The sequence below is a fragment of the Roseateles sp. genome (genome assembly GCF_044373315.1).
Taxonomy (GTDB): domain Bacteria; phylum Pseudomonadota; class Gammaproteobacteria; order Burkholderiales; family Burkholderiaceae_C; genus JACDQM01.
Map to the genome: position 1 here is coordinate 1 of NZ_JBILQK010000033.1, position 24,213 is coordinate 24,213.

General features: G+C 67.4%; 25 protein-coding genes. 12 read left to right on the plus strand and 13 right to left on the minus strand.

The window, feature by feature from the left end:
• From ACIQ67_RS09765 to ACIQ67_RS09780, 4 genes are read right to left on the minus strand one after another with little or no spacing between them, the layout of a single operon-like run.
• The gene (locus ACIQ67_RS09765; protein WP_397534175.1) at nucleotides 1–855 is read right to left on the minus strand and encodes an ABC transporter ATP-binding protein; all 855 of its coding nucleotides are present in this window, start codon (nucleotides 853–855) and stop codon (nucleotides 1–3) included.
• Nucleotides 852–1,775: an ABC transporter permease gene (locus tag ACIQ67_RS09770; protein WP_397534176.1), complete on the minus strand. Its 924-nt coding sequence runs from the start codon at nucleotides 1,773–1,775 to the stop codon at nucleotides 852–854. The genes ACIQ67_RS09765 and ACIQ67_RS09770 overlap by 4 nt, the downstream gene beginning before the upstream one ends.
• Nucleotides 1,772–2,800 (minus strand): ABC transporter permease, encoded by a 1,029-nt coding sequence (locus tag ACIQ67_RS09775; protein ID WP_397534213.1) that lies wholly within the window; start codon nucleotides 2,798–2,800, stop codon nucleotides 1,772–1,774. Before ACIQ67_RS09775 ends, ACIQ67_RS09770 begins: the two co-directional genes overlap by 4 nt.
• 16 nt (nucleotides 2,801–2,816) lie before the next feature.
• Entirely contained in the window at nucleotides 2,817–4,436 is a 1,620-nt protein-coding gene (locus ACIQ67_RS09780) for an ABC transporter substrate-binding protein (RefSeq protein WP_397534177.1), read from the minus strand.
• Nucleotides 4,437–4,747: 311 nt separating this feature from the next.
• Here ACIQ67_RS09780 and ACIQ67_RS09785 point away from each other — a divergent pair, with 311 nt between their 5' ends.
• From ACIQ67_RS09785 to ACIQ67_RS09825, 9 genes are all read left to right on the plus strand, one after another.
• A complete protein-coding gene (locus ACIQ67_RS09785) occupies nucleotides 4,748–5,029 on the plus strand; it encodes a DUF2164 domain-containing protein (protein WP_397534178.1) in 282 nt (93 codons plus the stop codon).
• Nucleotides 5,030–5,068: 39 nt separating this feature from the next.
• Nucleotides 5,069–5,683, plus strand: a complete 615-nt coding sequence (locus tag ACIQ67_RS09790; protein WP_397534179.1) for a LysE family translocator — start codon at nucleotides 5,069–5,071, stop codon at nucleotides 5,681–5,683.
• A gap of 19 nt (nucleotides 5,684–5,702) precedes the next feature.
• Nucleotides 5,703–6,116: a hypothetical protein gene (locus ACIQ67_RS09795; RefSeq protein ID WP_397534180.1), complete on the plus strand. Its 414-nt coding sequence runs from the start codon at nucleotides 5,703–5,705 to the stop codon at nucleotides 6,114–6,116.
• Between the two features lies 1 nt (nucleotide 6,117).
• Nucleotides 6,118–6,507 (plus strand): VOC family protein, encoded by a 390-nt coding sequence (locus ACIQ67_RS09800; RefSeq protein ID WP_397534181.1) that lies wholly within the window; start codon nucleotides 6,118–6,120, stop codon nucleotides 6,505–6,507.
• Between the two features lie 23 nt (nucleotides 6,508–6,530).
• Nucleotides 6,531–7,649, plus strand: a complete 1,119-nt coding sequence (locus tag ACIQ67_RS09805; protein WP_397534182.1) for an Acg family FMN-binding oxidoreductase — start codon at nucleotides 6,531–6,533, stop codon at nucleotides 7,647–7,649.
• Nucleotides 7,650–8,066: 417 nt separating this feature from the next.
• Nucleotides 8,067–8,597, plus strand: a complete 531-nt coding sequence (locus ACIQ67_RS09810; protein ID WP_397534183.1) for a hypothetical protein — start codon at nucleotides 8,067–8,069, stop codon at nucleotides 8,595–8,597.
• Nucleotides 8,598–8,658: 61 nt separating this feature from the next.
• A complete protein-coding gene (locus ACIQ67_RS09815) occupies nucleotides 8,659–9,153 on the plus strand; it encodes a cell division protein FtsI (protein ID WP_397534184.1) in 495 nt (164 codons plus the stop codon).
• A gap of 12 nt (nucleotides 9,154–9,165) precedes the next feature.
• A complete protein-coding gene (locus ACIQ67_RS09820; protein ID WP_397534185.1) occupies nucleotides 9,166–9,894 on the plus strand; it encodes a flagellar basal body L-ring protein FlgH in 729 nt (242 codons plus the stop codon).
• 172 nt (nucleotides 9,895–10,066) lie between these two features.
• A complete protein-coding gene (locus ACIQ67_RS09825; protein WP_397534186.1) occupies nucleotides 10,067–10,819 on the plus strand; it encodes a Crp/Fnr family transcriptional regulator in 753 nt (250 codons plus the stop codon).
• Nucleotides 10,820–10,852: 33 nt separating this feature from the next.
• Here ACIQ67_RS09825 and ACIQ67_RS09830 read toward each other — a convergent pair whose 3' ends face one another.
• A complete protein-coding gene (locus ACIQ67_RS09830; protein WP_397534187.1) occupies nucleotides 10,853–11,860 on the minus strand; it encodes a dipeptidase in 1,008 nt (335 codons plus the stop codon).
• Complete coding sequence (locus tag ACIQ67_RS09835) at nucleotides 11,857–12,858, minus strand: NAD(P)/FAD-dependent oxidoreductase (protein ID WP_397534188.1); 1,002 nt, start codon at nucleotides 12,856–12,858, stop codon at nucleotides 11,857–11,859. Before ACIQ67_RS09835 ends, ACIQ67_RS09830 begins: the two co-directional genes overlap by 4 nt.
• Before the next feature lie 141 nt (nucleotides 12,859–12,999).
• Here ACIQ67_RS09835 and ACIQ67_RS09840 point away from each other — a divergent pair, with 141 nt between their 5' ends.
• The gene (locus ACIQ67_RS09840) at nucleotides 13,000–13,221 is read left to right on the plus strand and encodes a TIGR02450 family Trp-rich protein (protein WP_397534189.1); all 222 of its coding nucleotides are present in this window, start codon (nucleotides 13,000–13,002) and stop codon (nucleotides 13,219–13,221) included.
• A 6-nt stretch (nucleotides 13,222–13,227) separates the two neighbouring features.
• Here the strand turns inward: ACIQ67_RS09840 and ACIQ67_RS09845 are convergent, their stop codons facing one another.
• The 5 genes from ACIQ67_RS09845 to ACIQ67_RS09865 form a co-directional block, all read right to left on the minus strand.
• The gene (locus ACIQ67_RS09845; RefSeq protein WP_397534190.1) at nucleotides 13,228–13,824 is read right to left on the minus strand and encodes an NAD(P)H-dependent oxidoreductase; all 597 of its coding nucleotides are present in this window, start codon (nucleotides 13,822–13,824) and stop codon (nucleotides 13,228–13,230) included.
• A gap of 121 nt (nucleotides 13,825–13,945) precedes the next feature.
• A complete protein-coding gene (locus ACIQ67_RS09850; protein WP_397534191.1) occupies nucleotides 13,946–14,626 on the minus strand; it encodes a hypothetical protein in 681 nt (226 codons plus the stop codon).
• 59 nt (nucleotides 14,627–14,685) lie between these two features.
• Entirely contained in the window at nucleotides 14,686–15,372 is a 687-nt protein-coding gene (locus tag ACIQ67_RS09855) for a hypothetical protein (protein WP_397534192.1), read from the minus strand.
• Nucleotides 15,369–16,265, minus strand: a complete 897-nt coding sequence (locus ACIQ67_RS09860; protein ID WP_397534193.1) for an EamA family transporter — start codon at nucleotides 16,263–16,265, stop codon at nucleotides 15,369–15,371. Before ACIQ67_RS09860 ends, ACIQ67_RS09855 begins: the two co-directional genes overlap by 4 nt.
• A gap of 81 nt (nucleotides 16,266–16,346) precedes the next feature.
• Nucleotides 16,347–16,823, minus strand: a complete 477-nt coding sequence (locus tag ACIQ67_RS09865; protein WP_397534214.1) for an Lrp/AsnC family transcriptional regulator — start codon at nucleotides 16,821–16,823, stop codon at nucleotides 16,347–16,349.
• 322 nt (nucleotides 16,824–17,145) lie between these two features.
• Between ACIQ67_RS09865 and ACIQ67_RS09870 the strand changes: the two genes are divergently transcribed.
• Both ACIQ67_RS09870 and ACIQ67_RS09875 read left to right on the plus strand, forming a co-directional pair.
• On the plus strand, nucleotides 17,146–20,694 hold the full coding sequence (locus ACIQ67_RS09870; RefSeq protein WP_397534194.1) for an indolepyruvate ferredoxin oxidoreductase family protein: 3,549 nt from the start codon (nucleotides 17,146–17,148) through the stop codon (nucleotides 20,692–20,694).
• Nucleotides 20,695–20,725: 31 nt separating this feature from the next.
• Complete coding sequence (locus ACIQ67_RS09875) at nucleotides 20,726–21,535, plus strand: substrate-binding periplasmic protein (protein ID WP_397534195.1); 810 nt, start codon at nucleotides 20,726–20,728, stop codon at nucleotides 21,533–21,535.
• Nucleotides 21,536–21,624: 89 nt separating this feature from the next.
• On the opposite strand, the gene ACIQ67_RS09880 is transcribed toward ACIQ67_RS09875, so the two are convergent.
• Together ACIQ67_RS09880 and ACIQ67_RS09885 are read right to left on the minus strand one after the other, a co-directional pair.
• Nucleotides 21,625–23,586: a TRAP transporter large permease subunit gene (locus ACIQ67_RS09880; protein WP_397534196.1), complete on the minus strand. Its 1,962-nt coding sequence runs from the start codon at nucleotides 23,584–23,586 to the stop codon at nucleotides 21,625–21,627.
• A complete protein-coding gene (locus ACIQ67_RS09885) occupies nucleotides 23,583–24,212 on the minus strand; it encodes a TRAP transporter small permease subunit (RefSeq protein ID WP_397534197.1) in 630 nt (209 codons plus the stop codon). The genes ACIQ67_RS09880 and ACIQ67_RS09885 overlap by 4 nt, the downstream gene beginning before the upstream one ends.
• Nucleotide 24,213 lies beyond the last annotated feature (1 nt).

Below are 24,213 nucleotides of genomic sequence, written 5' to 3' on the forward strand. Positions count from 1 at the left end.
TCATAGCTTCCAGGCCTCCTGGCGGTCCAGCGTGGGCAGCGGGTGGCGGCTCTGGCCCAGGCGGGGCAGGCAGTTCAAGAGGCCTTGGGTGTAGGGGTGCTGGGCGTTCTGCAATTCGCTGGCCTTGATTTCTTCCACCACGCGGCCGGCGTACATAACCAGCACGCGGTCGCAGAAGCTGGCCACCAGGCGAAGATCGTGCGAGACGAAGATCAGGCCCATGCCGCGCGCGGCGACCAGCTCATCCATGATCTTCAGCACCTGCAGCTGCACTGTCACATCCAGCGCCGAGGTCGGCTCGTCGGCGATCAGCAGCTGCGGTTCGGCAATCAGCATCATCGCGATCATCACGCGCTGGCCCATGCCACCGGAGACTTCATGCGGGTAGAGCGCGGCCACGCGCTCGGGGTCGCTGATGGCCACGTCGCGCAGCGCCTGCAGCACGCGCTGGTGGGCTTCAGCGCGGCCCAGCTTCTGATGCGCCAATAGCGTTTCGGCGATCTGCGCGCCGATGCGCATCACCGGGTTCAGCGAGTACTTGGGGTCCTGCAGCACCATCGCGATGCTGCGGCCGCGCATCGCACGGCGCTGCTCGGGCGTGGCGCTCAAGAGGTCCTGGCCCTGGAAGGCCAGGCGCTTGGCAGTGATGCGCGCCTCTGGCGCCGTCAGGCCGACGATGGCGCGGCCGGTCTGCGACTTGCCTGAGCCCGATTCGCCCACGATGCCCAGGCGTTCACGGCCCAAGGTGAAGGAGACGCCGCGCACCGCTTCGAAGACGCCGCCGTCGCGGGTGGGGAAGGCGACGCGCAGGTCATCGACTTCCAGAAGTGGAGAGTTATTGCCCTGGCTTGTCATTTGACGCTCTTGGGGTCCAGCGTGTCGCGCAAGCCGTCGCCCAGCAGATTGAAGGCCAGGCTGACGACGAAGATGGCAAGACCTGGCCCCGCGGCCACCCACCACTGGTCCAGCACATAGGCGCGGCCACCGGCGATCATCGCGCCCCACTCGGGGCTGGGCGGTTGCGCGCCCAGGCCCAGAAAGCCCAGGCCGGCGCCGGTCAGGATGATGCCGGCCATGTCCAGCGTGACGCGCACGATCACCGAGGGCAGGCACAGCGGCATGATGTGGCGCAGCACCACGCGGCTGTGCGAGGCGCCGATCAGCTGCACGGCGGCGATGTAGTCGGCGCGGGCAATGGTCAGCGTCTCGGCGCGCGCAATGCGGGCGTAAGGCGGCCAGGAGGTGATGGCAATCGCCAGCACCGCGTTCTCGATGCCCGGACCGAGTGCGGCTACGAAGGCCAGCGCCAGGATCAGGCGCGGAAAGGCCAGAAAGATGTCGGTCACGCGCATCAGCACTGCGTCCAGCCAGGGCGCGCCATGCGCCGAGGCATAGCCGGCCACCGTTCCCACCAGCAGGCCGATCGGGGCGGCCAGCAGCGCCACCAGCACGACGACGAAGAGCGTGATGCGCGAGCCATGGATCAGGCGCGAGAGGATGTCGCGGCCCTGGTCGTCGGTGCCCATCCAATGCGCCGCAGAGGGCTCCAGCAAGCGCGTGGTGCGCAGGTCGCCGACGGTGGGCGAGTAGGGCGCCAGCTGGTTGGCGAACACGGCCACCAGCAACAGGCCCAGCACGATGAGCAGGCCCAGCACCGCCAACCGGTTGCGCGCAAAGCTGCGCCAGCCGGCATAGGCGCGGCCGAGCGCTGCTTGCCGCCGCGATTGCGGCTGCTCGCTCATCAGCCAGTCGTGAAGTGATGCAGAGCGATTCATCGGCTACGAGTCCTTGGGTCCAACAGCCGATACAAGAGATCGGAGAAAAGATTCAGCGCGATGAAGATCGAACCCACCACCAGTGTGCCGCCCAGCACCGCGTTCATATCGGCGTTCTGCAGCGAGTTGGTGATGTACAGGCCTAGGCCGGGCCAGGCGAACACGGTCTCGGTCAGCACCGACCCTTCCAACAGGCCGGCGTAGGACAGCGCGATCACGGTGACCAGCGGCACCATGGCATTGCGTAGCGCATGGCGCCAGATGATGCGGGTCTCCGAGATGCCCTTGGCACGGGCCGCGACGATGTATTCCTGGCTCAGCTCATTGAGCATGAAGGAGCGTGTCATGCGGCTGATGTATGCCAGCGAAAAATAGCCCAGGAGCGCGCCGGGCAGCGCCAGATGCGACAGCGCGTTGCGGAAGGCCTCCCACTCGCCGGCCATCGCCGCATCCAGCAGCAGAAGGCCAGTCACCGGGCTGACGCTGTATTCAAACGCCACATCGATGCGGCCCGGCCCGGCCACCCAGCCGAGCTTGGCGTAGAACAGCACCAGCGCCATCAGGCCCAGCCAGAAGATTGGCACCGAGTAGCCGATCAGGCCCATCACCCGCACCACCTGGTCGGCCAGACCGCCGCGCCGCACCGCGGCCCAGACGCCCAGCGGCACGCCCAGGCCGGCGCCGATGATGATGCCCACGGTGGCCAGTTCAAAGGTGGCGGGGAAGACGCGCCGGATGTCGTCCAGCACCGGGTTGGAGCTCAGCACCGAGGTGCCGAAGTCACCTTCGGCCACCTTGCCCAGGTAGATCGCGAACTGCTCCCACAAGGGCTTGTTGAGGCCCATCTCCTCGCGCACGCGGGCGATCACGTCCTCGCTGGCCCGGTCGCCGACGACGGCCAGCACCGGGTCCACCGGAATCACCCGTCCGATGAAGAAGGTCACCGCCAGCAGGCCCAGATAGGTCAGCGCGATGACGACAAGAAAGCTGCCCAGGGCCTTGGCCCTGGGCTTCTGACGCGACAAGAAAGACACGAGAGGACTAACGCTTCTTGATGTTGAAGACGTAGTTGGTGTCCGAAGTTGTGCCCAGCTTCAGGCCATCGACATTGGCGCGGTAGGCGGCCACATCGGTCTGCTGATAGACCATCACGAAGGGGCTGGTCTTGCGGAACTCGGCCTGGATCTCCTGGTACATCGCGGCGCGCTTCTTGCCGTCGCGCTCCAGCATCGCGGCGTCGGACTTCTTGGTCAGCTCGGGGATGTCCCAGGCATTGCGCCAGGCCAGCGGCTTGGCCTTGGCATCGTCGGCGTTGTCGGGGTTGCGCGCGAAGGTATCGGCATTGGTGTGCGGATCCCAATAGTCGGCGCCCCAGGTGCCGATGTACATGTCGTGGCTGCGGGCGCGGTACTTGGTCAGCGTTTGCTTGCCGTCGCCGGGGATGATCTCAAGCTCGATGCCGGCGCGCTTGGCGGTCTGCTGGAAGCTCTCTGTGATGCCCTGCACCGGCTGCACGGTGCGCATGTCGATGGTGGCCTTGAAGCCGTTCGGGTAGCCGGCCTTGGCCAGCAGGGCCTTGGCCTTGTCGACATCCAGCTTGAAGGGCTTGTCGGTAGCTGCGCCAAGCAGGCCCACCGGCAGGAAGTTCTGGTGGATGCGGCCGATGTGCTGAACCAGGGTGGCACCGATGCCGTCGTAGTCCAGCAGATGCTTCATCGCCTCGCGCACCTCGGGCTTGGCGAATGCCGGGTGCTTCATGTTCATGCTGATGTAGAACACCGTGCCCTTGGCGGTGGTGGTGGTCTTGATGTCTTTGTTGGCTGCCAGGGCGTTGATGTCCTGCGGCGCCAGATTGCGGGCCACATCGATGTCGCCCTTCTCCAACAGCAGGCGCTGGGTGGCGGCTTCCTTCACATGGCGGTAGATCACGCGTGACAGCACGGCCTTGGTGGCGCTTTGATCATTGCGTTCCAGCGCGATGATCTCGTTGGCGCGCCATTCGCGCAGCTTGTAGGGCCCGGAGCCGGCGTAGTTGGTCTTCAGCCATGCATAGCCCATGTCGCCATTGGCTTCCTTGCTGAGTAGCAGCTTCTTGTCCACCACCGAGGCCACATTGGCCGTCAGGCAGTTCAGCACCAGCGTGGGGGCGAAGGACTTTTCAGTCTCCAGCGTCAGCGTCAGCGGCCCCGTGGCCTTGACACGCTGCGCCGCGTTGTCCTTGTTCAGCCCCAGCTGGGTCAGGATGAAGGCCGGCGTCTTGTTGAGCGTCACCGCGCGCTGCAGCGACCAAGCCACGTCTTCGGCGGTGATCGGGTTGCCGGAAGCGAACTTCAAGCCGGGTTTCAGCTCGAAGGTGAAGGTCTTGCCGTCGGCTGAGACAGTCCAGCTCTTGGCGATGTCGCCTACCAGCTCGGAGGGGTTAGCCACGTTCAGGCGCACCAGGCGGTCGTAGGTGTTGCCCATGATCTCGCCGGCCGAGATCTCGAAGGATTCAGCCGGGTCCATCGTGATGATGTCGTCGAAGGCCAGGGCCTGCACCAGGGTGTCCTTGGGCGTGGCCGCCAGCAGCGGGCTGCTAAGGACGCTCAGGCCGAAGGCCAGCGACAGGCTAGACGCCAGCAAGGTGGCGGAGGCGGTGCGACGGGAAATGTGGGATGACATGCTATGAGCTCTCTTCCTCTGCTGATGGTTCTTCGCAGGCTCGCCGCCAGGCACGGACGGGCCTATTGCATTTACCTTGGATTCTTGTCCGGTCGGCTGCTCGCCGACCGGGTGAAAACCAGTAGCGCGTGCGGCTGCCGGATAGCAGAAACGGGGCGGGGCATAGCCTTGGGGAATGGCAGGGGACGACGGAGGTGCGCGGCTGCACCGCCGCGGTGTGAAGGGAGTGCCGACGGGCCTGGCTGGTGCGTGCCGCAGGGTCTGGTGGCGGCTAACATGTGGACGCAGCCACTCAGCGGACTCGTCAGGCCATGGGCATTGAACTCTCCAAGGAACAGCGCCAACAGGCCATCGCGTCGATCGAGCGCTATTTCGAGCAGAACATGGACGGCGAGCGCATCGGCAATGTTGCGGCCGGGGCCTTGCTGGGCTTCTTTCTCGAAGAGCTCGGCCCCAGCCTTTACAACAAGGGCGTGGCCGACGCGCAGGAGCGCCTGCTGATGCGCGCGCAGGAGCTCGACATCGAGATCCACGAGGACGAGTTCCGCTACTGGCCGCGCCAGGGCACGGCACGTGGCGGCGGGCGGCGCTGAAGCGCGCCGAGCCTGCGTAGGGGCTGCTATCGTGCCGGCATGGAGCTGTATCTTCTCTTTGTCCTGATGGCCATGGCCACAGTGCTGAGCCCCGGGCCCGGCGTCGTGATGACGCTGAGCAATGCCTTGCGCTTTGGCCTGCGCGGCACGCTGGGCGGCATCCTGGGCATCGCCTGCGGCGCGCTCCTGGTGGCGGCGCTGTCGGCCACCAGCCTGGGCGTGCTGCTGGCGGCTTCCAGCACCGCCTTCACCGTGATGAAGCTGGTCGGCGCCGCCTATTTGCTGTATCTGGGCATCAAGCTTTGGCGCGCGCCGCCGTTTCGTTTTGATGCCGGCACTGACACGCATGAGGCCAGCCTGAAGCGCCGCTTCATCGAGGGGCTCACGCTGCAGCTGAGCAACCCCAAGGTGATCCTGTTCTTCCTGTCGGTGTTCCCGCAGTTCATCGATCCGCAGCGGCCCTACGCGCTGCAGTTCATAGCACTGGTGCTGACCTATGCGCTGTTGGTGCTGCTGATCCATAGCGGCTATGCGCTGTTCGCCCACCGCGCCAAGGGATGGCTGTCCAGCGAGCGCGGCGGTCGGCTGGTCAATCGCGCCGCCGGTACGACCTTCATTGCCTTCAGCGCGCTGCTGGCGACAGCGCGGCGCTGACACCGGAGCGTCAGCCGTGATGCCAGCGCCGCTGACCTTCGCCCTGCGCTACTTCGCGCTCGTGTTTGCCACCGGCTTCGTGCTCGGCACGGTGCGGGTGCTGCTGGTCGTGCCGCGCCTGGGCGAGCGCTGGGCCGAACTGCTGGAGATGCCGCTGATGGGCCTGGCCATCTGGTGTTGGGCGCGCTGGCTGCTGCGGCGCCAGGTGCTGAGCCGGCTGCAGGCGCTGGCGGCGGGCGGCGTCGCGCTGGCCTTGCTGGTGGGCGCCGAGCTGACGCTGGCCGTGCTGCTGCAGGAGCGCAGCTTGCAGGACTACATCGCCAGCCGCGACCCGGTGTCGGGCACGGCCTATCTGCTGATGCTGCTGCTGTTTGCCCTGATGCCCGTGCTGCTGTGTCACCATGCGCGGGCTGATGATCAAGCCGGAGGATGAAATGTCTGATGCCGTCTGCGCGGGCGCCGTGCTGTTTGCCAAAGACCTGGCCCGGGTGGCCCGCTTCTATGAAGGCGTGCTGGGCATGCGACGCCTGCATGCCGCCGTCGGCCTCGTCGTGCTGGAGTCGCCGCAGATGCAGTTGGTGATCCACGGCATCCCGGCACGCATTGCCGCCGGCATCCAGATCAGTCAGCCGCCAGAACGTCGCAGTGATACTGCGATCAAGCTGTTCTTCCCGGTGGCCAGTCTCAGCGAGGCGCGCGCCAAGGCCGCGGCGCTGGGCGGTCAGCTGGATGCGGCCGACAAGGAGTTCACCGCACGCGGCTTTCGCGCCTGTGACGGCTACGACCCCGAGGGCAATGTGCTGCAACTGCGCGAGCGCGCCTGAGAGCGCGGCGAATGGAGGCAACGATGTCGACCTTGAATCGCCGGCGGCGCTTTCTCGGGCAGTCGCTGGCGGTGCTGGGCAGCACTGCGGCGCTCAGCGCCTGCGGCCGCGCTGGCGAAGGCTATGAGCAGGCCGTCAGCCAGACCTGGCGCCACGCGCAGGCGCTGCCCACTGAGCGCGAGGCGCTGCTGCTCGAGCTGATCCGCTATGCGGCGATGGCGCCTTCCAGCCACAACACGCAGTGCTGGCAGTTCCGCCTGGGCGCGCATTCGCTGACACTGCTGCCGGACCTATCGCGGCGCTGCCCGGTGGTCGATCCGGATGACCATCATCTGTTCGTCTCGCTCGGCTGTGCGGCCGAGAACCTCGCGCAGGCGGCGCTGGCCCATGGCCTGCGGGCAGAGGCGGAGTTCAAGGCAAGCGACGGCGGTGCCCGCATCGAAGTCGCATTGGCACCGACTGCAGCGCAGCGCAGCGCGCTGTTCGAGGCCATCCCGCAGCGGCAGTCCACCCGCGGGCTTTACGACGGGCAAGCGCTCAGCGCCGCCGAGCTGCAGCTGCTGCAGCAGGCCGGCAGCGCGCCCGGCGTACAGCTGCGCCTGCTGACCGAGAAGCCCGCGCTGGAGCAGGTGCTGGAGTTCGTGGTGCAGGGCAATACCGTGCAGATGCGCGATGCCGGCTTTGTTGATGAGCTCAAGGCGTGGTTGCGCTTCAGCGATGCCGAGGCACTGGCGCTGCGCGACGGACTGTTCGCGCGCAGCTCGGGCAACCCGGCGGTGCCACGCTGGCTGGGCAGCCGTCTGTTCAGCCTGTTCTTCACCGAAAAGGCCGAAAACGACAAGTACGCGGCGCATGTGCGCAGCTCGGCCGGCATTGCGGTGTTTTCCACCGAGTCGGACGACGCCGCGCACTGGGTGCAGGCTGGCCGTGCTTTCGAGCGCTTTGCGCTGCAGGCCACGGCGCTGGGTGTGCGCACTGCGCACCTGAATCAGCCGGTGGAGGTTCCGGCGTTGCGCAGCGAGTTCTCGCGCTGGCTGGGCCTGAGCGGCGGGCGGCCCGATCTGGTGATCCGTTTCGGCCGTGGGCCGCTGATGCCGCCGTCGCTGCGCCGGCCTGTCTCTTCGCTGATGGTTCCGTCCTGAGTCCCGGCGTCCATCACGGGCTTGAGTGATGGATGTCACTCAGCTTGTGCATGAGGCGCGCCGCCTTGCCGCACATCCGCCCTTGCGTTCGGGCGCTGGCGCGAAGAATCCATTGCATCGCCACTCAACAGACCAGGCCATGCAAGTCAGACCCACTACCCCCTCGATTCACAGTCCGGCTCCGCCGGCCCGGCCGACCGCTGCCGCGCCGGCAGGCAGCGCTGTGCCCGCCTTCAGCGATCTGCTGAAAAGCGCCCGGACGCCGGAGGCACAGCCTGCAGCCGGCACGCCGGGCGCAGCAAGCGTGCAGAGCACGCCGCCCAGCCGGGCCGCAGCCACAACGCCCGAGCGCTGATTCCCGCACCGGCGTCACGCCGGTCATGCAGCGGCCGCCACGGCCGCCTTCAGGAGCGATTCATGAGTCTATTGAACAGTGCCGTTGGCATCGCCAACGGTGGCCCGTCAACGCTGTCTGTCACTGCTGCCGCGCTGGCGCCAAGTTCAGGTGAACGCAGCAGCGTAAGGTCAGCCAGCGATGCCCGGCCGCTCTGCGCGGCGACCGATGGCGGCGAGCTCAGCATCGAGCTGCCTGCCTACGGGGTACGTGCCAGCTTCAGCCCGCGCAGCCTGGAAGCGCTGCAGCAGGCCGCCCACAGCGTGGCCAGCGAGGCCGGCGAGTTGGTCGAACAGATCGGCGACAGCGCGGTGGAGATCATCGAGTCCGCGCAGGCTCTGGTGCAAGGCGTGGCGGAGAGCGTCAGCGAAAGCGCCCAGGCCTTGATGGCTGGCGGCGAGGCCGCGCAATCCGGCGTTCAGCAGCTGGCGCGTGAAGCCGAGACCCTGGTCTCGCAGGGCCTGTCCAAGGCGGGCGATGCAGCCGGGGCGGCGCTGGGCTACGGCGCCGTCGCCACGCTGGCCGGCCAGGCGCTGCTCAGCGCCATGGCCTGAGGGGCGGTAGATGACACCGCATTGCTTGCGCGCCTCGTCGATGCTAATGCTGGCGGCTTCGATGAGCGGCTGCGCCATCGTTAGCTCGGCCCCGACCTGGGAGCTGATCAAGGCGGGTGGCAGCGCCACATCGACCGCGTTGAGCCAGCGGCCGGGCCGCGCGCAGAACACCGTTCACCACGGCGATGCGCCGGTGCGCGAGCTCTGCATCGCCTTCAACCGCCAGGCGCCCGCGCCGGACCTTGTGCCTGCGCTGCAGGCTGAGCTGCGCCAGCAAGGCGTCAGCAGCCGCGTCTACGAGGCCGGCATCGAGCCTGCCGCCTGCCGCCACTGGCTGCGCTACACGGCCAGCGTCGATTGGGGCGTGCCGCCGCTGGGCAAGCATTACCAGCCCTTTCTAAGCAGCGCGGCGCTGAGCCTGCACAAGGCCGACGGCCGCCTGCTGGCCAGCAGCAGCTACGCGGTGGATGAGCAGTTCGGCCTGAGCCGCTGGGCAAGTACGCGCGCCAAGGTGGCCGCGGTCGTCAAGGCGCTGATCACCGGATTCGAAAGCTAGGAGGAGGGGGACATGATGATTCGCCACAAGAACCCGTCTGGGCGGCGCACATTGGCGCGCACGTTTGTGCCGCTGGCCCTGCTGTGTCTGCTGCTGGGGGCCTGCGCCAGCGCGCCGCCGAGCCTGGTGCAGGGGGCGCTGCGCGCGCCGCAGGCGGCCCAGCCCATGTATCTGGAGCGACCCACCAACGGCGCGATCTACCAGGCGCACCTGCCCACCGCCTCGCTGTTCTCCAGCGAGCGGCGGCCTCAGGCCATCGGCGACACGCTGAAGGTCGACATCAGCGAATCCTTCAAGGCCGCGCAGCGCCAGAGCACCGACACCAGCCGTGACAACAAGCTGGCCGTCAAGGGGCCGGGTGCCGGCCGCAAGTCTGGCGGTCTGCTTGAATCGCTATGGAACGCCGATGCGAGCGCGGCCGGCAGCGATGCATTCAAGGGCGCCGGCACAGCCGAGGCGTCGAGCAGCTTCAACGGCCAGATCGCGGTGAGCGTGATCAATGTGCTACCCAACGGTCATTTGCTGGTCGCGGGTGAGCGCAGCACGCGGCTCAATGGCGGCGGCACGACCTTGCGCTTCTCGGGCCTGGTAGATCCGCGCGACATCGGCCCGGGCAATCTGGTCAGCTCGGCCAACGTGGTCAACGCGCTGCTGGAGAGCGCAGGCCAGGGCGAGGTCTCCGAGGCGGCGCAGCGCAGCTGGTTGCAGCGCGTGCTGACGCGCAGTCTGACCGTGTGGTGACAGGGCAGTGCGCCGGCGCTGTCAACGCGCTTTGCGCCCTGTGCGGCGGCGCTTATCGAGCCATCGCATCAATCGACGCGCCCCTACAAGAAGGGATCGAGCGCCCGGCACAGGGCGCCGGCTGGCCCTGCGCGAGACAAACAACCAAGAGCAAGCAAACGAGGGAAACCCGATGAAATCCCCAGAGGGAGAAGACCGCAAGCCTGAACAGCAAAGCGGCGACGTTCAATGGCTGAAGGCCGCCGATGTGCGCAGCTACCGCCGCGGCCAGACCATCGTGAAGACCGGCAGCGAACTGGCCGAGTGGGTGGCCATCAGCCAGGGTGCGGCCTGCCTGGTGTCCAAGGTGGCCACCGACACGCGTGTGGCGGTGGCGGCGCTGTGGCTGGGCGATGTGATCGGCTGGGGCTCGCCGCTGGGCAAGCTGGCCTCGCGCTACGACGTCACCGCGCTGGTCGATGTCACGACGATCAGTATTCCCCTGGGCCGTGTGCCACCGCCCGATCCGCACCGGCCCAGCGATACCGCCCAGCTGTGTGAAGCTACCGAGGCGCGGCTGCAGGATCAGATCACGATGCGCCTGGCAGGCAACGGCCTGCAGCGCTTGGTCAGCGTGCTGGCCACGCTGGCCACAGCGCTGACCTCGGACAACCCAGAGGCGCAGCAGGCCGGCAGCTTCGCTCTGCCGATCTCGCAGGCCTGCATCGGCGATCTGTCCGGGCTGTCACGCCGCCAGGCCTGGATCCTGTTGGGACAGCTGGCCGAGCAGGGTTGGCTGCGCACATCCAAGACCAAGCTGACGCTGGAAGGGCTGGGTTCCTGGCTGGGCTTGATGGGCGAAGTCGAACGGACGGGGCTGGACTGCATCGCCAGCGCCGAGCAATGCGCGGCCACCCTGGCGCGGCTGGCCAGGCCGGGGCGCTGAGCGGGGAAGGCCGCTGGCCGGCCGACACCTGCCCTAGCCGCCCCAGACCTGGCGCGCCACCTGCGCCATATGGCCGCCCATCACGCCGGCCGCTTCGGCGGCGCTGAAGCCGGCGCGGCGCAGTGCGGTCTCGATCTCGCCCCAGGTCTCGACCGGTGCATAGCGGATCTGCGTCAGACCCTGGCCGTAGCCGGCCGAAGCCGGCCACCAGTAGGCCCGGTCCAGGCCACTGGGCGGATCGTCGTCCAGCCCAGGCTCGGAGAAGCACACATCCAGCCCCAGGCCGACATGGGCCGCGCCGACGAGATCGGCCACATAGGCCGCATGGCGGGCCAGGTCGTCGGCCGCGGGCTGCTCGCTGGCCAGAAAGGCCGAGATGCCGTTGATGCAGACCACACCGCCGGTGGCGGCGCAGGCCTGGATCTGTTCATCCGTGATGTTGCGCCCATGCTCGACCAGCGCCGCCGGATTGGCATGGCTGAAGATCACCGGCGCGCTCGACGCGGCCATGATGTCCAGCGTGCTGCGCCGCCCGGTGTGCGAGCAGTCCATCAGCAGGCCGGCTGCGTTGACCGCTTCGACCATGCGCCGGCCGAGCGTCGTCAGGCCCTGTTCGCTGTCGTGGCAGCCGCCGGCCACGCTGTTGTTGCGGTTGTAGGCTAAGTGGATCTGCTTGACCCCCAGCGAGCGGTACAGCGCCACCATCTCGGGGCGCTCCAGCAGCGGTAGCGCGCCCTCCAGGTCGAAGCCGATGGCCAGCACGCCCGCGGCGCGCGCTGCCTCGATCTCGGCCACCGTGCCCACCAGCGCATAGCGCTCGGGCTCGGCGCCTAGGCGGGCGCGAAAGCCGGCGATCACCGCCATCACCTGCTCGACAGGGTTCATGTCCATGCCGACGTTGATGGACACATAGTCCACGCCCTGGGCCGCATAGCGCTGCAGCGGCGCGAAGCTGGCGTCGGGGTGCAGCGGCAGGCAGGCGTGGGCGTCCCAGCGCAGCGGCCGAGTCACTTTCGGCGGCGGGGTCAGGTCTTGTGTCATGCCCGGATTGTGGCGCGGCTGTGCAGCAGGGCCTGGGCCAGCTTGAGGCCGCTGAGCCAGGCGCCCTCGACCTTGCCGCCATGCAGCCAGTCGCCGCATAGGCCCAGCCCGGACTCGGCCTGCCAGGAAAAGCCGATGTCCAGCGCGGGCGCGCTGTCGGCATAGCGCCAGCGGTGCGCGCTCCAGCTCTGCGGCGCCGGCCCGCCATGCTCGGCAAAGGCCTGCAGCATCAACGCGGCCACCTGCTCGGGCGCATGCTCCAGATGCGCTTCGCTCCACTCGGCCTCGGCATGCAGCAGCCAGGTCTCGGCGCCGCTGCGGCCGGGCTTGCTGCTGTCGCGCGCAATCCAGCGCAAGGGGCCGCGGTTGACGAAGGCGGCCTCGAAGGGCAGGTCCACCGGTGCCTCGTACTGCAGCATCAGCGCCCAGCAGCCGCGCATGCGTGCCTGGGTGGAGAGCTCGGCCAGTGCTGGTGCATGTGGGGCCAGCAGCGGCGCGGCCTGCGGCGCCGGCAGCGCCAGCAGCGCGGCGCTGAAGGGCTGGGCCAGCCAGCCCTGCTCAGCGCTCTGCAGCTGCCAGGCGCCAGTGCTGTCGCGGCGCAGCGCTGTAACCGTCGATTGCAGTGCCAGCGGCAGCTGATCGGCCAGCCAGCGCGCCGGCGCCGTCATCTGCGGCAGGCCGACGAAGCGCTGGATGCTGGCGTCCGGATGGTGCGTGCCCAGGCCTCCCAGCACTGCAAGGCGCGGTGCCCAGGGCGCGGCCACGCCGGCCGCCTGCCAGCGTGACAGCTCTGCGCGAAAGCGCGGATCGCGGGCGGTGAAGTATTGCGCGCCATGGTCGCAGGCCCAGCCTTCGGCGCGGCGTGTGCTCATGCGACCAGCCGGGCCGCGGCTCTTGTCGAACAGCTGCACGGCCACGCCGGCCTGTTGCAGGGCTGTGGCACAGCTGAGACCGGCGAGGCCGGCGCCGATCAGGGCCACGGGGGCTTGGGGGTGCATGGCTGCGGTGAGTGCGAACGGGAAAACCATTGTGCCCACCCTGGGGCGGAGGAAGCTCGCGCGGCGCGCATGGCCGCGCGCGGCACGGGCTCAATCCAGCGCTGCCGCGCGGGCGAATCCGCGCTCGGCTAAGGTGCGGGCATGAATGCCGTGCATCCCAAGAAACTGCTGTTGAGCAAATGGACGGCGGCCCAGCCTGTCGAGCGGGAAAAACACTTCCTGGTAGCGGCCCTGGTGCTGCCTGAGGAACAGGGCGCGCCGCTGGAATGGGTCGAGATCGAGGCGGTGCATTCGGGCCGCAGCCGGCGTATCCGCTGGCGCGAGTTGCGCGACAGCAGCCAATGGCGCCAGGGCTGGCTCTGACGCGGCTCAGCTGCCTTCGCCGCCCAACGCGCGCAGCTTGTCCAGCCACTTCTGGCGCTGGGCTTCGTCCATGCCTTCGATCATGCCGATCAGGGTCTCGCGGATCGGTGCGATGCCGACGAAGCCGAGGATGTTGCGCTCCAGGGACTTGAGGCTGTGGGCACGGTAGAAGTAGCGGTACACCAGCGCCGGCATGCCCATCGTGACGACCACGCGGGCTGAGCGTCCTCTCAGGGCCTTGTGGGCCAAGGGGTTGCCGCCCTCGGAGTTGAAGGCAAAGCCGGGCCGCGCCACCTGCTCCAGGAAGCCCTTCAGCAGGGCCGGCATCTCACCGAGCCAGAGCGGGAAGAAGATCACCACGTGCTCGCACCAGCCGATGGCCTGTTGGGCTTCGAGCAGCGAGGCCGGCAGCAGGCCGTGCTCCCAATCCTGCTTGCTGCGCAGCAGCGGAAAGTCCAGCCAGGCCACATCGACCTGGCGCAACTCGTGCCCCTCGGCCAAGGCACCTGCGGCATAGGACTCGGCCAGTGCGTGGCAGAAGTGCGGGGCTGTGCTGTCGGGGTGCCCTTGAAGGATCAGGATCCGCTTGCCTTTTGTCGCCATGCAGAGCTCCAGAGTTCGGATCCCAGTCTGCACTTCCAGCAGCTGAAACCCATGACTTGGCGCAGTGTCGATGCAGAGTCACCGCTGGGACGTCACGCAATGAGGGGACTTGCCCCTCCGACTAAGGAGCGATGTCGACGCGCAGCTGCAACTCGCGCAGGACGCCGGATTCAGCGTCGCGGGTGGACAAGGTGCCGCGCTGCTGCGTCTGCAGGCTGCCGCCGCTGCGCGCCACAGTGAGCCACTCGCCGAGTGGCAGCTGCACCGTGCTCAGCAGCAGGGTTTGCTGACGGGGAGTGGCTGGGTCGGTGGCGGCCTGGTCCAGCTGGGTGCGCAACTCCACCGTCACGGGCTGGCGTGCGCCAGGCCAGCGTGGGCTGACGCTGACGCTGCGCGTCTGGGTTGACAGTCCGCTGCGCGGAACGGCGTAGACCTTGGCGCTGCTAGCCGGGCTGCCCCTCGTGGTGGCCGCGGCGTCGATGCCGTAGTCCAGCCATTGCACCGGCGTCATTTCGCTCAGCTGCACGCTGGCGCTGGAACCGTTGAGCACCAGCAGGCGCGGCATGGCCTGCATCTCGGACGCCTGGCGGCCGGTGCTGATCACGACCTGACCCCGTGGCGAGACCGAGCCTGCAGTGCCCACCACCACCGCCCCGTCGCGCACGCCGGCCACGGCGGCGGCACTGACCTGGGTCTCCACCCAGCGCAGCTCCACCCACAGATTCTTGCGTGGCAGGGCCTGCGACCAGGCCTGGGCGCACAGGCTGAACAGCAGGACAAGCAGGGTGGTCAGCGAACGCATGATGGTTCAAGCATACGCCTGTGCGCCTCAGCCTATCGACCGGCCCACATGGTCTGCGTTCAGCGCAGGCCATTGGCCGCCCGGCAGCGCTGGATGTCGCAGGCCGTGGGCAGTTGGGATCGGTACTCGACATGGGCTTTCAGCGCGGCCGGGTCGCGCAGGCTGCAGCGCGTGCCCTTGCCGTCGTCGTAATAGGACATCACATCGACGCAGCGCCGCGAGTGCGCGATCAGGCCGAGGAAATGGCCCATCTCGTGGGCCACGGTCATCTGCAGCGTCTCGATGGCCGGGTGGCGCGGGTTGCGCTGGCGCAGCAAGGCGAACATCGCAGGGCTCAGATTGAGTGTGCGCTGCGTCAGGTTGGCGGCCGCGAAGTTGCCGCGCACGGCGGCATCGTCCCACTGCACCCGCACCAGGCCTTGTGCCGGATCGGGTTTGTGTGTGCGCGCCTGCGTGTCGTCCATCACCTGCACCGGCAGGCCGCAGGGCGCCCAGGCTTGCGCGGCGCGCTGCAGCACCGCCTGCACCTGCGCTGCGCTGAACCAGTCCGGCGCGCCGGCATGTGCGTAGACAAACAGCCAGGCGCGATGCGGCGAGGGCGCATCGCGGCCATCGTTCCAGGTCTGCACTTCACCCGGCAGGCACTGGGCAATTTCCTGCGCGCGGGTATCGCTAAAGGCAAGCGCTGGCGCGGCCGGCAGCGCCAGCAGCAGGGACAGGGCCGTTGCGGCGAAACGCCAGCTCATCGCGCGCGCCAGGGCCGCAGCGGCCACAGCAGGTTCAAGGCCAGGCCGCTGAGCACCAGCGCAGCGGCGCCCAGCTTCCAGGCCGGCAGGCTCTCACCCAGCCACCAGGCGGCGGTGCTCATGCCGAACACCGGCACCAGCAGGGCCAGCGGCACGATCTGGTTGGTGGGGTGGCGCGACAGCAGCCAGCCCCAGACGCCATAGCCGAACAAGGTGTTGCCCAGTGCCTGCCAGACCAGCGCGCCCCAGGCCACCGGGCCGGCGCTGGCCAGGCCTTCAGCGATGCGCGCCGGGCCTTCAAAGACCAGCGACAGCAGCAGCAGCGGTGGCGCGGCGAAGGCCGAGCTCCACACCACATAGGCCAGCATGTTCACGCGGCCGGCACGCTTGCCTACGATATTGCCGCTGGCCCAGCTGAAAGCCGCCAGCAGCACCATCGCCAGGCCCAGCACCGTGGTGTGCGCATCGGTGTGTACGCCGATCACCGCCAGGCCCGAGGCGGCCAGCAGCAGGGCCAGCCATTGAAAGGGCTGCGGCGTCTCATGGCTAAGCCGCATGGCCAGCAGCAGCGTGAAGAAAACCTGGGTCTGGATCACCAGCGAGGCCAGGCCGGGCGAGATCTGCGAGCCCATCGCCAGATAGAGCAGGCCGAACTGGCCGACACCCACCAGCGCGCCATAGGCCGCCAGATTGCGCCAGGGCACCGCCGGCCGCGGCAGGAAGAAGATGGCCGGCAGCACCGCCAGCGCAAAGCGCAGCGCGGCGAACAGCAGGGGCGGAAAGGCGTTGAGCCCGAGCCGGATGATGACGAAGTTGCTGCCCCAGATCGAGACCACGGCCAGGGCCAGCAGCACGTGGCGAAGGGGAAGGGCGGCGGGCTGTGTGAGGCTCATGCGGTGGTTGGCAGCAGCAGGCGGAGGCTGCAAAGGCAGTGTGCAGCCATGGTAGCTGCCGGGCGGCCCAGCCCATCGGGCTCAGCGGCTGCTTGCCTTCAGATGGCCCAGCGGCAGCGCGCCGCCGGCCTTGACCTCGCCCAGCGAGAAGCTGGTGTGGATGTCCTTCACATTGGGCAGGTTCAGCAGGGTGTCGATCGAGAAGCGGCTGAAGGCATCCAGGTCGGTGGCCATCACCAGCAACTCGAAGGTGCCGGCGCCCGAGATGTAGTGGCAGGAGATCACCTCGGGCAGTTGGCGGATCGCGTCTTCCAGCACCTTGGTGTGGGCGCCGGTGTTGCGGTCAGCGTCCAGACGCACGAAGGCCAGCACCCCCAGGCCGACCTTGCGGCGGTCGATCTCGGCGCGGTAGCCGGTGATGTACCCCAGATCTTCCAGCCAGCGTACACGCCGCCAGGTGGGCGCCGGCGACAGGCCGATGCGCGTGGCCAGCTCGGCATTTGACAGGCGCGCGTCGCGCTGCAGCTCCGCGAGGATGGCGATGTGATAGCGGTCCAGTGCATCGCCCTGCGGGCCGCTGGCGGCCGCCTCGTCGTCGAATTCCGGGGCCGGCGGCGGTTGGTCGACGGCTCTCGTGGTTTGCCCTGATTTTGGATTTCTTGAGGCCAAAGCGAACTCCTTGGGGCGTTTTCGGAAAGATTATTGCTCAACAGGCTGTTTCTCCGCCTGAATTAGAAAGCACCGATCGCGCCGCTTTCTCTACACTCGCGGCACCCCCAATTGAGGCAAACATGCCAAGATCGCCGGCAGGCCGCTTGCCACAAGCAGGACAGGCCCGGTTCGAGCGTCACCCAGCCCTTACAACGGAGACACCCGCCCCATGAACGCCCCTCTGCCCGAACACATCCTGCGCGCACTGGAAAAGGTCACGCTGGACGACAAGTACGCGCTGGACCATGGCCGCGCCTTCATGAGTGGTGTGCAGGCGCTGGTGCGCCTGCCGATGCTGCAGCGCACGCGAGATGCGATCGCCGGCCTCAACACTGCCGGCTTCATCAGCGGCTACCGCGGCTCGCCGCTGGGCGGCTATGACCAGATGCTGATGCAGGCCAAGAAGCATCTGGCGGCACAGAACATCGTGTTCCAGCCCGGCGTGAATGAGGAGCTCGGCGCCACCGCGGTGTGGGGCACGCAGCAGCTGGACCTGTTCCCCGAGAAGAACAAGTTCGATGGCGTGTTCGGCATGTGGTACGGCAAGGGGCCAGGTGTTGACCGCTGCATCGACGTTTTCAAGCACGCGAACATGGCCGGCACGTCCAGGCACGGCGGCGTGATCGCGGTGGCCGGCGACGACCATATCGCCAAGAGCTCCACCGCCGCGCACCAGAGCGACCACGTCTTCAAGGCGGTCGGCTTCCCGGTGTTTTTCCCGACCAGCGTGCAGGACATCCTGGACATGGGTCTGCATGCATTCGCGATGAGCCGTTTCTCTGGCCTGTGGTCGGGCATGAAGACGATCCAGGAGATCGTCGAGTCCTCGGCCAGCGTCAGCGTGGACCCGGACCGCGTCAACATCTTGCTGCCCGAAGACTTCCAGATGCCTGCGGGCGGCCTGCACATCCGCTGGCCTGACGCGCCGCTGGAGCAGGAAGCGCGGCTGATGGACTACAAGTGGTACGCGGCCCTGGCCTATGTGCGCGCCAACAAGCTGAACCACAACGTGGTGGCCACGCCGCACGACCGCTTCGGCATCATCGCCAGCGGCAAGGCCTGGAACGACACCCGCCAGGCCCTGCACGACCTCGGCCTGGATGACGACACCTGTCGGCGCCTGGGCATCCGGCTGCACAAGGTCAATGTGGTGTGGCCGCTGGAGGCCACCATCACGCGCGATTTCGCCACCGGACTGCAGGAGATCCTGGTGGTCGAGGAAAAGCGCCAGATGATCGAGTACCAGCTCAAGGAAGAGCTGTACAACTGGCGCCCCGATGTGCGCCCCAATGTGCTGGGCAAGTTCGACGAGGTCGAGGGCGACAACACCGGCGGCGAGTGGAACCAGGCCAACCCCAGCCAGAACTGGCTGCTGCGCCCGCAGGCCGACCTGACGCCGGCCATCATCGCCCGCGCTATCGCCAAGCGCCTGAAGAAGCTGGGCGTGGATGCCGATGTGCAGGCGCGCCTGGATGCCCGCGTGGCGCTGATCGAGTCCAAGGAAGCCGCGCTGAAGAGCGAAGAGAAGACCGCCGGCGGCGCCGATCGCACGCCATGGTTCTGCAGCGGCTGCCCGCACAACACCAGCACCCGCGTCCCGGAAGGCTCGCGCGCAGTGGCCGGCATCGGCTGCCACTACATGGTCAGCTGGATGCCGGGCCGCAACACCGCCACCTTCACGCAGATGGGCGGCGAGGGCGTGCCCTGGGTGGGCCAGCAACCTTTCACCACCGAGAGCCACATTTTCGCGAACCTGGGCGACGGCACCTACTTCCACAGCGGCCTGTTGGCGATCCGCCAGAGCATCGCCGCGGGCGTGAACATCACCTACAAGATCCTCTACAACGACGCGGTCGCGATGACCGGCGGCCAGCAGGTGGGCGAGCGCGCTGAAGGCCACACGGTGCTGCAGATCATGCAGAGCGTCACCGCCGAGGGCGTCAAGAAGCTGGTGATCGTCACCGACGAGCCGGAGAAGTACAACGGCGTGTCGCTGCTGTCGGGCGTGACGGTGCACCACCGCGACGAGCTGGATGCGATCCAGCGCCAGTTCCGCGAGATCGCCGGCACCACGGTGATCATCTATGACCAGACCTGTGCCACCGAGAAGCGCCGCCGCCGCAAGCGCGGCAAGCTGGTCGATCCGGCCAAGCGCGCCTTCATCAACGAGCTGGTCTGCGAGGGCTGTGGCGATTGCTCGGTGCAGAGCAACTGCCTGTCGGTCGAGCCGCTGGAGACCGACTTCGGCCGCAAGCGCCGCATCAACCAGAACAGCTGCAACAAGGACTACAGCTGCGTGAAGGGCTTCTGCCCGAGCTTCGTCACCATCGAAGGCGGCCAGCTGAAGAAGCCCAAGAAGGACAAGTCACTCAACCCCTTCGACGCCAGCCTGCCGGCGCTGCCGCAGCCGCTGATCCCCAATCCGGAGAAGGCCTGGGGTATCGTGGTGGCCGGCGTCGGCGGCACCGGCGTCATCACCATCGGCCAGCTGCTGGGCATGGCTGCGCACCTGGAAGGCAAGGGCGTGATCACGCAGGACGCGGCCGGTCTGGCGCAGAAGGGCGGCGCCACCTGGAGCCATATTCAGATCGCCAACGACGAGTCGGCCATCCACTGCACCAAGGTCGGCACGGCCGAGGCGGATCTGGTGATCGCCTGCGACGCCATCGTGGCCGCAAACAAGACCACGCTGGCGGTGATGCGCGAGGGCCGCAGCTATGTGGCGCTCAATACCCATGGCTCGCCGACCGCCAGCCTGGTCAACGATGCCAACTGGAGCTTCCCCGGCGCGGCCTGCGAGAGCGCCGTGGTCAAGGCGGTGGGCCCGGCGCATCTGGGCGCCTTCGATGCCGAAGAGGTGTCGGTCAAGCTGCTGGGTGATTCGCTCTACACCAACCCGTTGATGCTGGGCTACGCCTGGCAGCAGGGCCGCGTGCCGCTGTCCTTTGCGGCCCTGATGCGGGCGATCGAGCTCAACGGCGTGCAGATCGACAACAACAAGGCCGCATTCGAGTGGGGCCGTCGCTGCGCGCATGATCTGGTCGCAGTGCAGGCGCTGTATGCGACGCGCCAGGTCATCAACATCGTCAAGCGTCCGGGCTTGGATGAGCTTGTCGCCAAGCGCGTCGAGTTCCTGACCGGCTACCAGAACGCGGCCTACGCTCAGACCTACCAGAGCTTTGTCGAGAAGGTGCGCGCCGCCGAAGCACCGCTGAACTCGACCCGCCTGGCCGAGGCTGTGGCGCGTTACCTGTTCAAGCTGATGGCCTACAAGGACGAGTACGAAGTGGCGCGCCTGCACACCGATCCGCAGTTCGTGCAGCAGATCGCCTCGCAGTTCGAGGGTGACTACAAGATCGTCCACCACCTCGCGCCGCCTCTGCTGTCCAAGAAGGACGACAAGGGCCACCTGATCAAGCGCCAGTTCGGCGCCTGGGTGCGCCCCGCCTTCGGCTTGCTGGCCAAGCTTAAGGGTCTGCGCGGCACGGCCTTCGACATCTTCGGCCACACCGAAGAGCGCAAGATGGAGCGCGCGCTGATCGCCGACTACCGCGCCAGCATCGATGCCTTGCTGGGCAAGGGGCTGACGGCCGAGCGTCTGGCGCTGGCCGTCGAGATCGCCCGCATCCCCGAGGACATCCGCGGCTACGGCCATGTGAAGGAGCGCCACGTCAAGGCGGCACGTGCCAAGTGGGAGCGCCTGATGTCGGGTCTGTGACACCCTGAGATGCGCTAGCTATGATGCCGCCATGCGGTCGCTACGTCCGATTCTTCTGCTGTCGATGTGCCTCAGCGCCGGCGCATGGGCGCAGAACAGCGCAGCGGCCCAGCCGGTGGTGCGGGCCTGTGGCCACCCGGCCGCATCCCCCATGAGCTGGGATCAGGACGGGCGTCTGAGCGGCGTTTGTGTGGACGCCGCACGGCGCGCCTTCTCCGCGGTGGGGCTGGCCTTGCAGGTGGAGGCGCCAGTGCCCTGGGCCCGTTGCCTGCGCATGGTCGAGACCGGTGAGGTTGACGTCAATCTGTGCGGCTTTGTGAACGAAAAGCGGCTTGAGCACGCGGTGATGGTGGAACCCGCGATCGGCAACAACGAAGCGGTGCTGATCGTGCGCCGCGACAGCACGCTGGTCTACAAGTCCAGGGCTGACCTGGACGGGCTGCGCATCGGCATGGGGCGTGGGGTCAGCTTCGGCGCGGAATTCGACACCTATCTGGCCCAGCATGCCCAGCTCGACGTGGCACTCAGCGAAACACACAATCTGCAGAAGCTGTTGCTGGACCGGCTCGACGCGGTGATCACCGCCCGACTTGCTGGGCAGCAACTGATTCGCAACATGGGCTGCGAGTCACAACTGCGGGTGCTGGCCGGCAAGGTGGTTGAAGGCCCGCTGTTCATGCAGATGTCCAAGCGTTCCAAGCACCTCGGCGTGCTGCCGCAGCTGACAGCTTTCATGAAGCAGCCGGCCCAGATCGACTGGCTGCAGGGCCAGCAGGCTCGCGTCGAAGCGACCTATGCCCGGCTGTATCCACCGGCGCAGACCAAGCTCTGCGAACGGTGAAGCTGCAGCGGGTCTGAACTGCGGCAACCAGGAGACAAGAAAGCCCGCGCACTGCGCAGGCTTTCTCTTGGCGGTGTGTCAATCCGGCATCAGCGCCCGTACAGCACCTCCGGCAGCCACAGGCCGATGGCGGGGAACATGTAGAGCAGCACGATTGCCACCACCTGGATGCCCATGAAGGGCAGCATGCCGGCAAAGATCTGGTTCAGCGTCACATGTTTGGGCGCCACGCCCTTCAGATAGAAGGCCGCCATCGCCACCGGTGGGCTCAGAAAGGCGGTCTGCAGGTTCAGCGCCACCAGCAGGCCGAAGAACAGCGGGTCGACGCCGAAGTTGTCCAGCAGCGGAATGAAGATGGGCATGAAGATCACAATGATCTCGGTCCACTCCAGTGGCCAGCCGAGGATGAAGATGATCACCTGACTGAGGATCAGGAACTCGGTCTTCGTCAGGTTCATGCTCAGCACCCAGGTCTCCACCAGCTCCTGGCCGCCCAGCAGCGCGAAGGCAGCCGAGAAGATCGCCGAGCCGACGAACAACCAGCACACCATGGCGCTGGTCTTGGCGGTGAGGAACACACTCTCCTTCACCACCTCGAAGGTCAGCTGCTTGTAGGCCACCGCGAGCAGGAAACCGCCAAGGGCGCCGACGGCCGCCGCCTCGGTGGGCGTGGCCAGACCCAACACGATGGAGCCAAGCACGGACAGGATGAGCACCAGCAGCGGGAAGAAGCTGGACAGCAGCATCTTGAAGATCTCCAGCCGCGCGAAGCTGAGGATGGCGTAGAAGGCCAGCAGCGCCGCGCCGCCGACGCCCAGGCCGATCCAGTAGCCCATCGGTGCCGGCACACGTTCGCCGGGTGCCGCGCCGGCGGCCGAGGCTGCGGACGGTGGCACTGCCAGCTCGGGCGTGGCCGCCGGCTCGCTTGCAGCCGCATCGGCGCCGATCTCCTTGAGCTCGCCTTCCTCGGCGGCGTCGCTGGCCGCATCGCCCGGCGGCTCGGCCAGATCACTGCCGGCCGGTTCGGCCAGGCCACTTTCAGCGGGTTCCGCACTCTCGGCGCCCATCTCGGTCATGGTGCTGGCGGGATCCTCGACCGGCAGCGGCTGGGTCACGCTGTTGTAGCTGGCCAGCGCCACCGCCGCGTACAGGATGGCGGGCAGCAGTGCGATGCCGAGTTGCTTGAGCAGGTAGCTGGCAGCGACACCGTGGTTGCGTTTGCCCTTGAGTGCGTTGATCAGCACCGGTACTGCACGCTTGACCTGATCCGCGCCCACTTTCAGCAGCGGCTCGGGAAGGGGCACGAGGCGTTGTTCGGCCGTCAGCGGCGGTGCCATATCGGGCCGGATCTTCGCCAGGATGATGACGTAGATGATGTACAGGCCGGCCAGCATGAGGCCAGGGAAGAAGGCGCCGGCGTAGAGCTGCACCACCGACACGCCAGCCGTGGCGCCATAGACGATCAGCATCACCGACGGTGGGATCAGGATGCCGAGGCAGCCGCCCGCGGTGATGGCGCCGGCCGACATGCGCACGTCGTAGCCGCCCTTGAGCATCTGCGGCAGCGCCAGCAGGCCCATCAGCGTGACGACCGCGCCGACGATGCCGGTGGCGGTCGCGAACACTGCGCAGGTCACCAAGGTGGCCACCGCCAGCGAGCCCGGCACGCGGGCCAGGGCGAGGTGCAGGCTGCGGAACAGCTTCTCGATCAGATTGGCCCGCTCGACCAAATAGCCCATGAAGACGAAGAGCGGAATCGAGATCAGCACATCGTTGGACATCACCTTGTAGGCCGACTGCACCATCAGATCCAGGGTCTTGACGGTGTTCTCCTCGTAGGCGATCCAGGTGAAGAGCATGCCCATGCCCATCAGCGTGAAGGCGGTGGGGAAGCCCAGCATGATGGCTACCACTACCAGCGACAGCATCAGCAGGCCGATATGGCCGTTGGTGATCTTGGGCGCGGCGATCAGCATGCCCAGCGCCGCCGCGATGATCAGCCCCATCAGGATGAAGCCGAACCAGAGTTCCTTGCGCAGTTTGAACTTCATGATGCTGCCTTGCCGCCTTCCTTGGTCACCACGTACTGGTCCAGCGCCTCGATGTCGGCGTCCTTGACGTGCACCATTTCCTTGAGCTTCTCGACATCGACTTCCTCGACGTCGCTGTCGCGCGCCGGCCACTCGCCGTCGCGCAGGCAGATCACGCAGCGCACGATCTCGACCAGGCCCTGCAGCAGCAGCGCGCCGCCGGCGATCGGGATCACGAACTTGAAGGGGTAGAGAGGCAACGCGTCAGCCGAGAAGGTCTGCTCGCGGATGGCCAGCGACTCCTGCGCGTAGTTCCACCCCGCCCAGGTCAACGCGACGATGCCGGGCAGGAAGAACACGATGTAGAGCGTCAGGTCCACCGCGGCCTGGGTGCGCGGGCGGAAGAAGCCGTAGAGCACATCGCCTCGCACATGGCCGTTCTTGCTCAGGGTGTAGGCGCCGGCGCACATGAAGAGCGTGCCGTACAGCATGATCTGCGCGTCCAGAACCCAGGCATGGGGCTTGTTGAGCACATAGCGGGAGAACACCTCCCAGCTGATCAGCAGCGTCAGTCCGACGACCGACCAGGCGAAGGTCTTGCCGATCCAGGTGGAGAAACGGTCCACCGCCAGCAGCAGGTTCTGCATT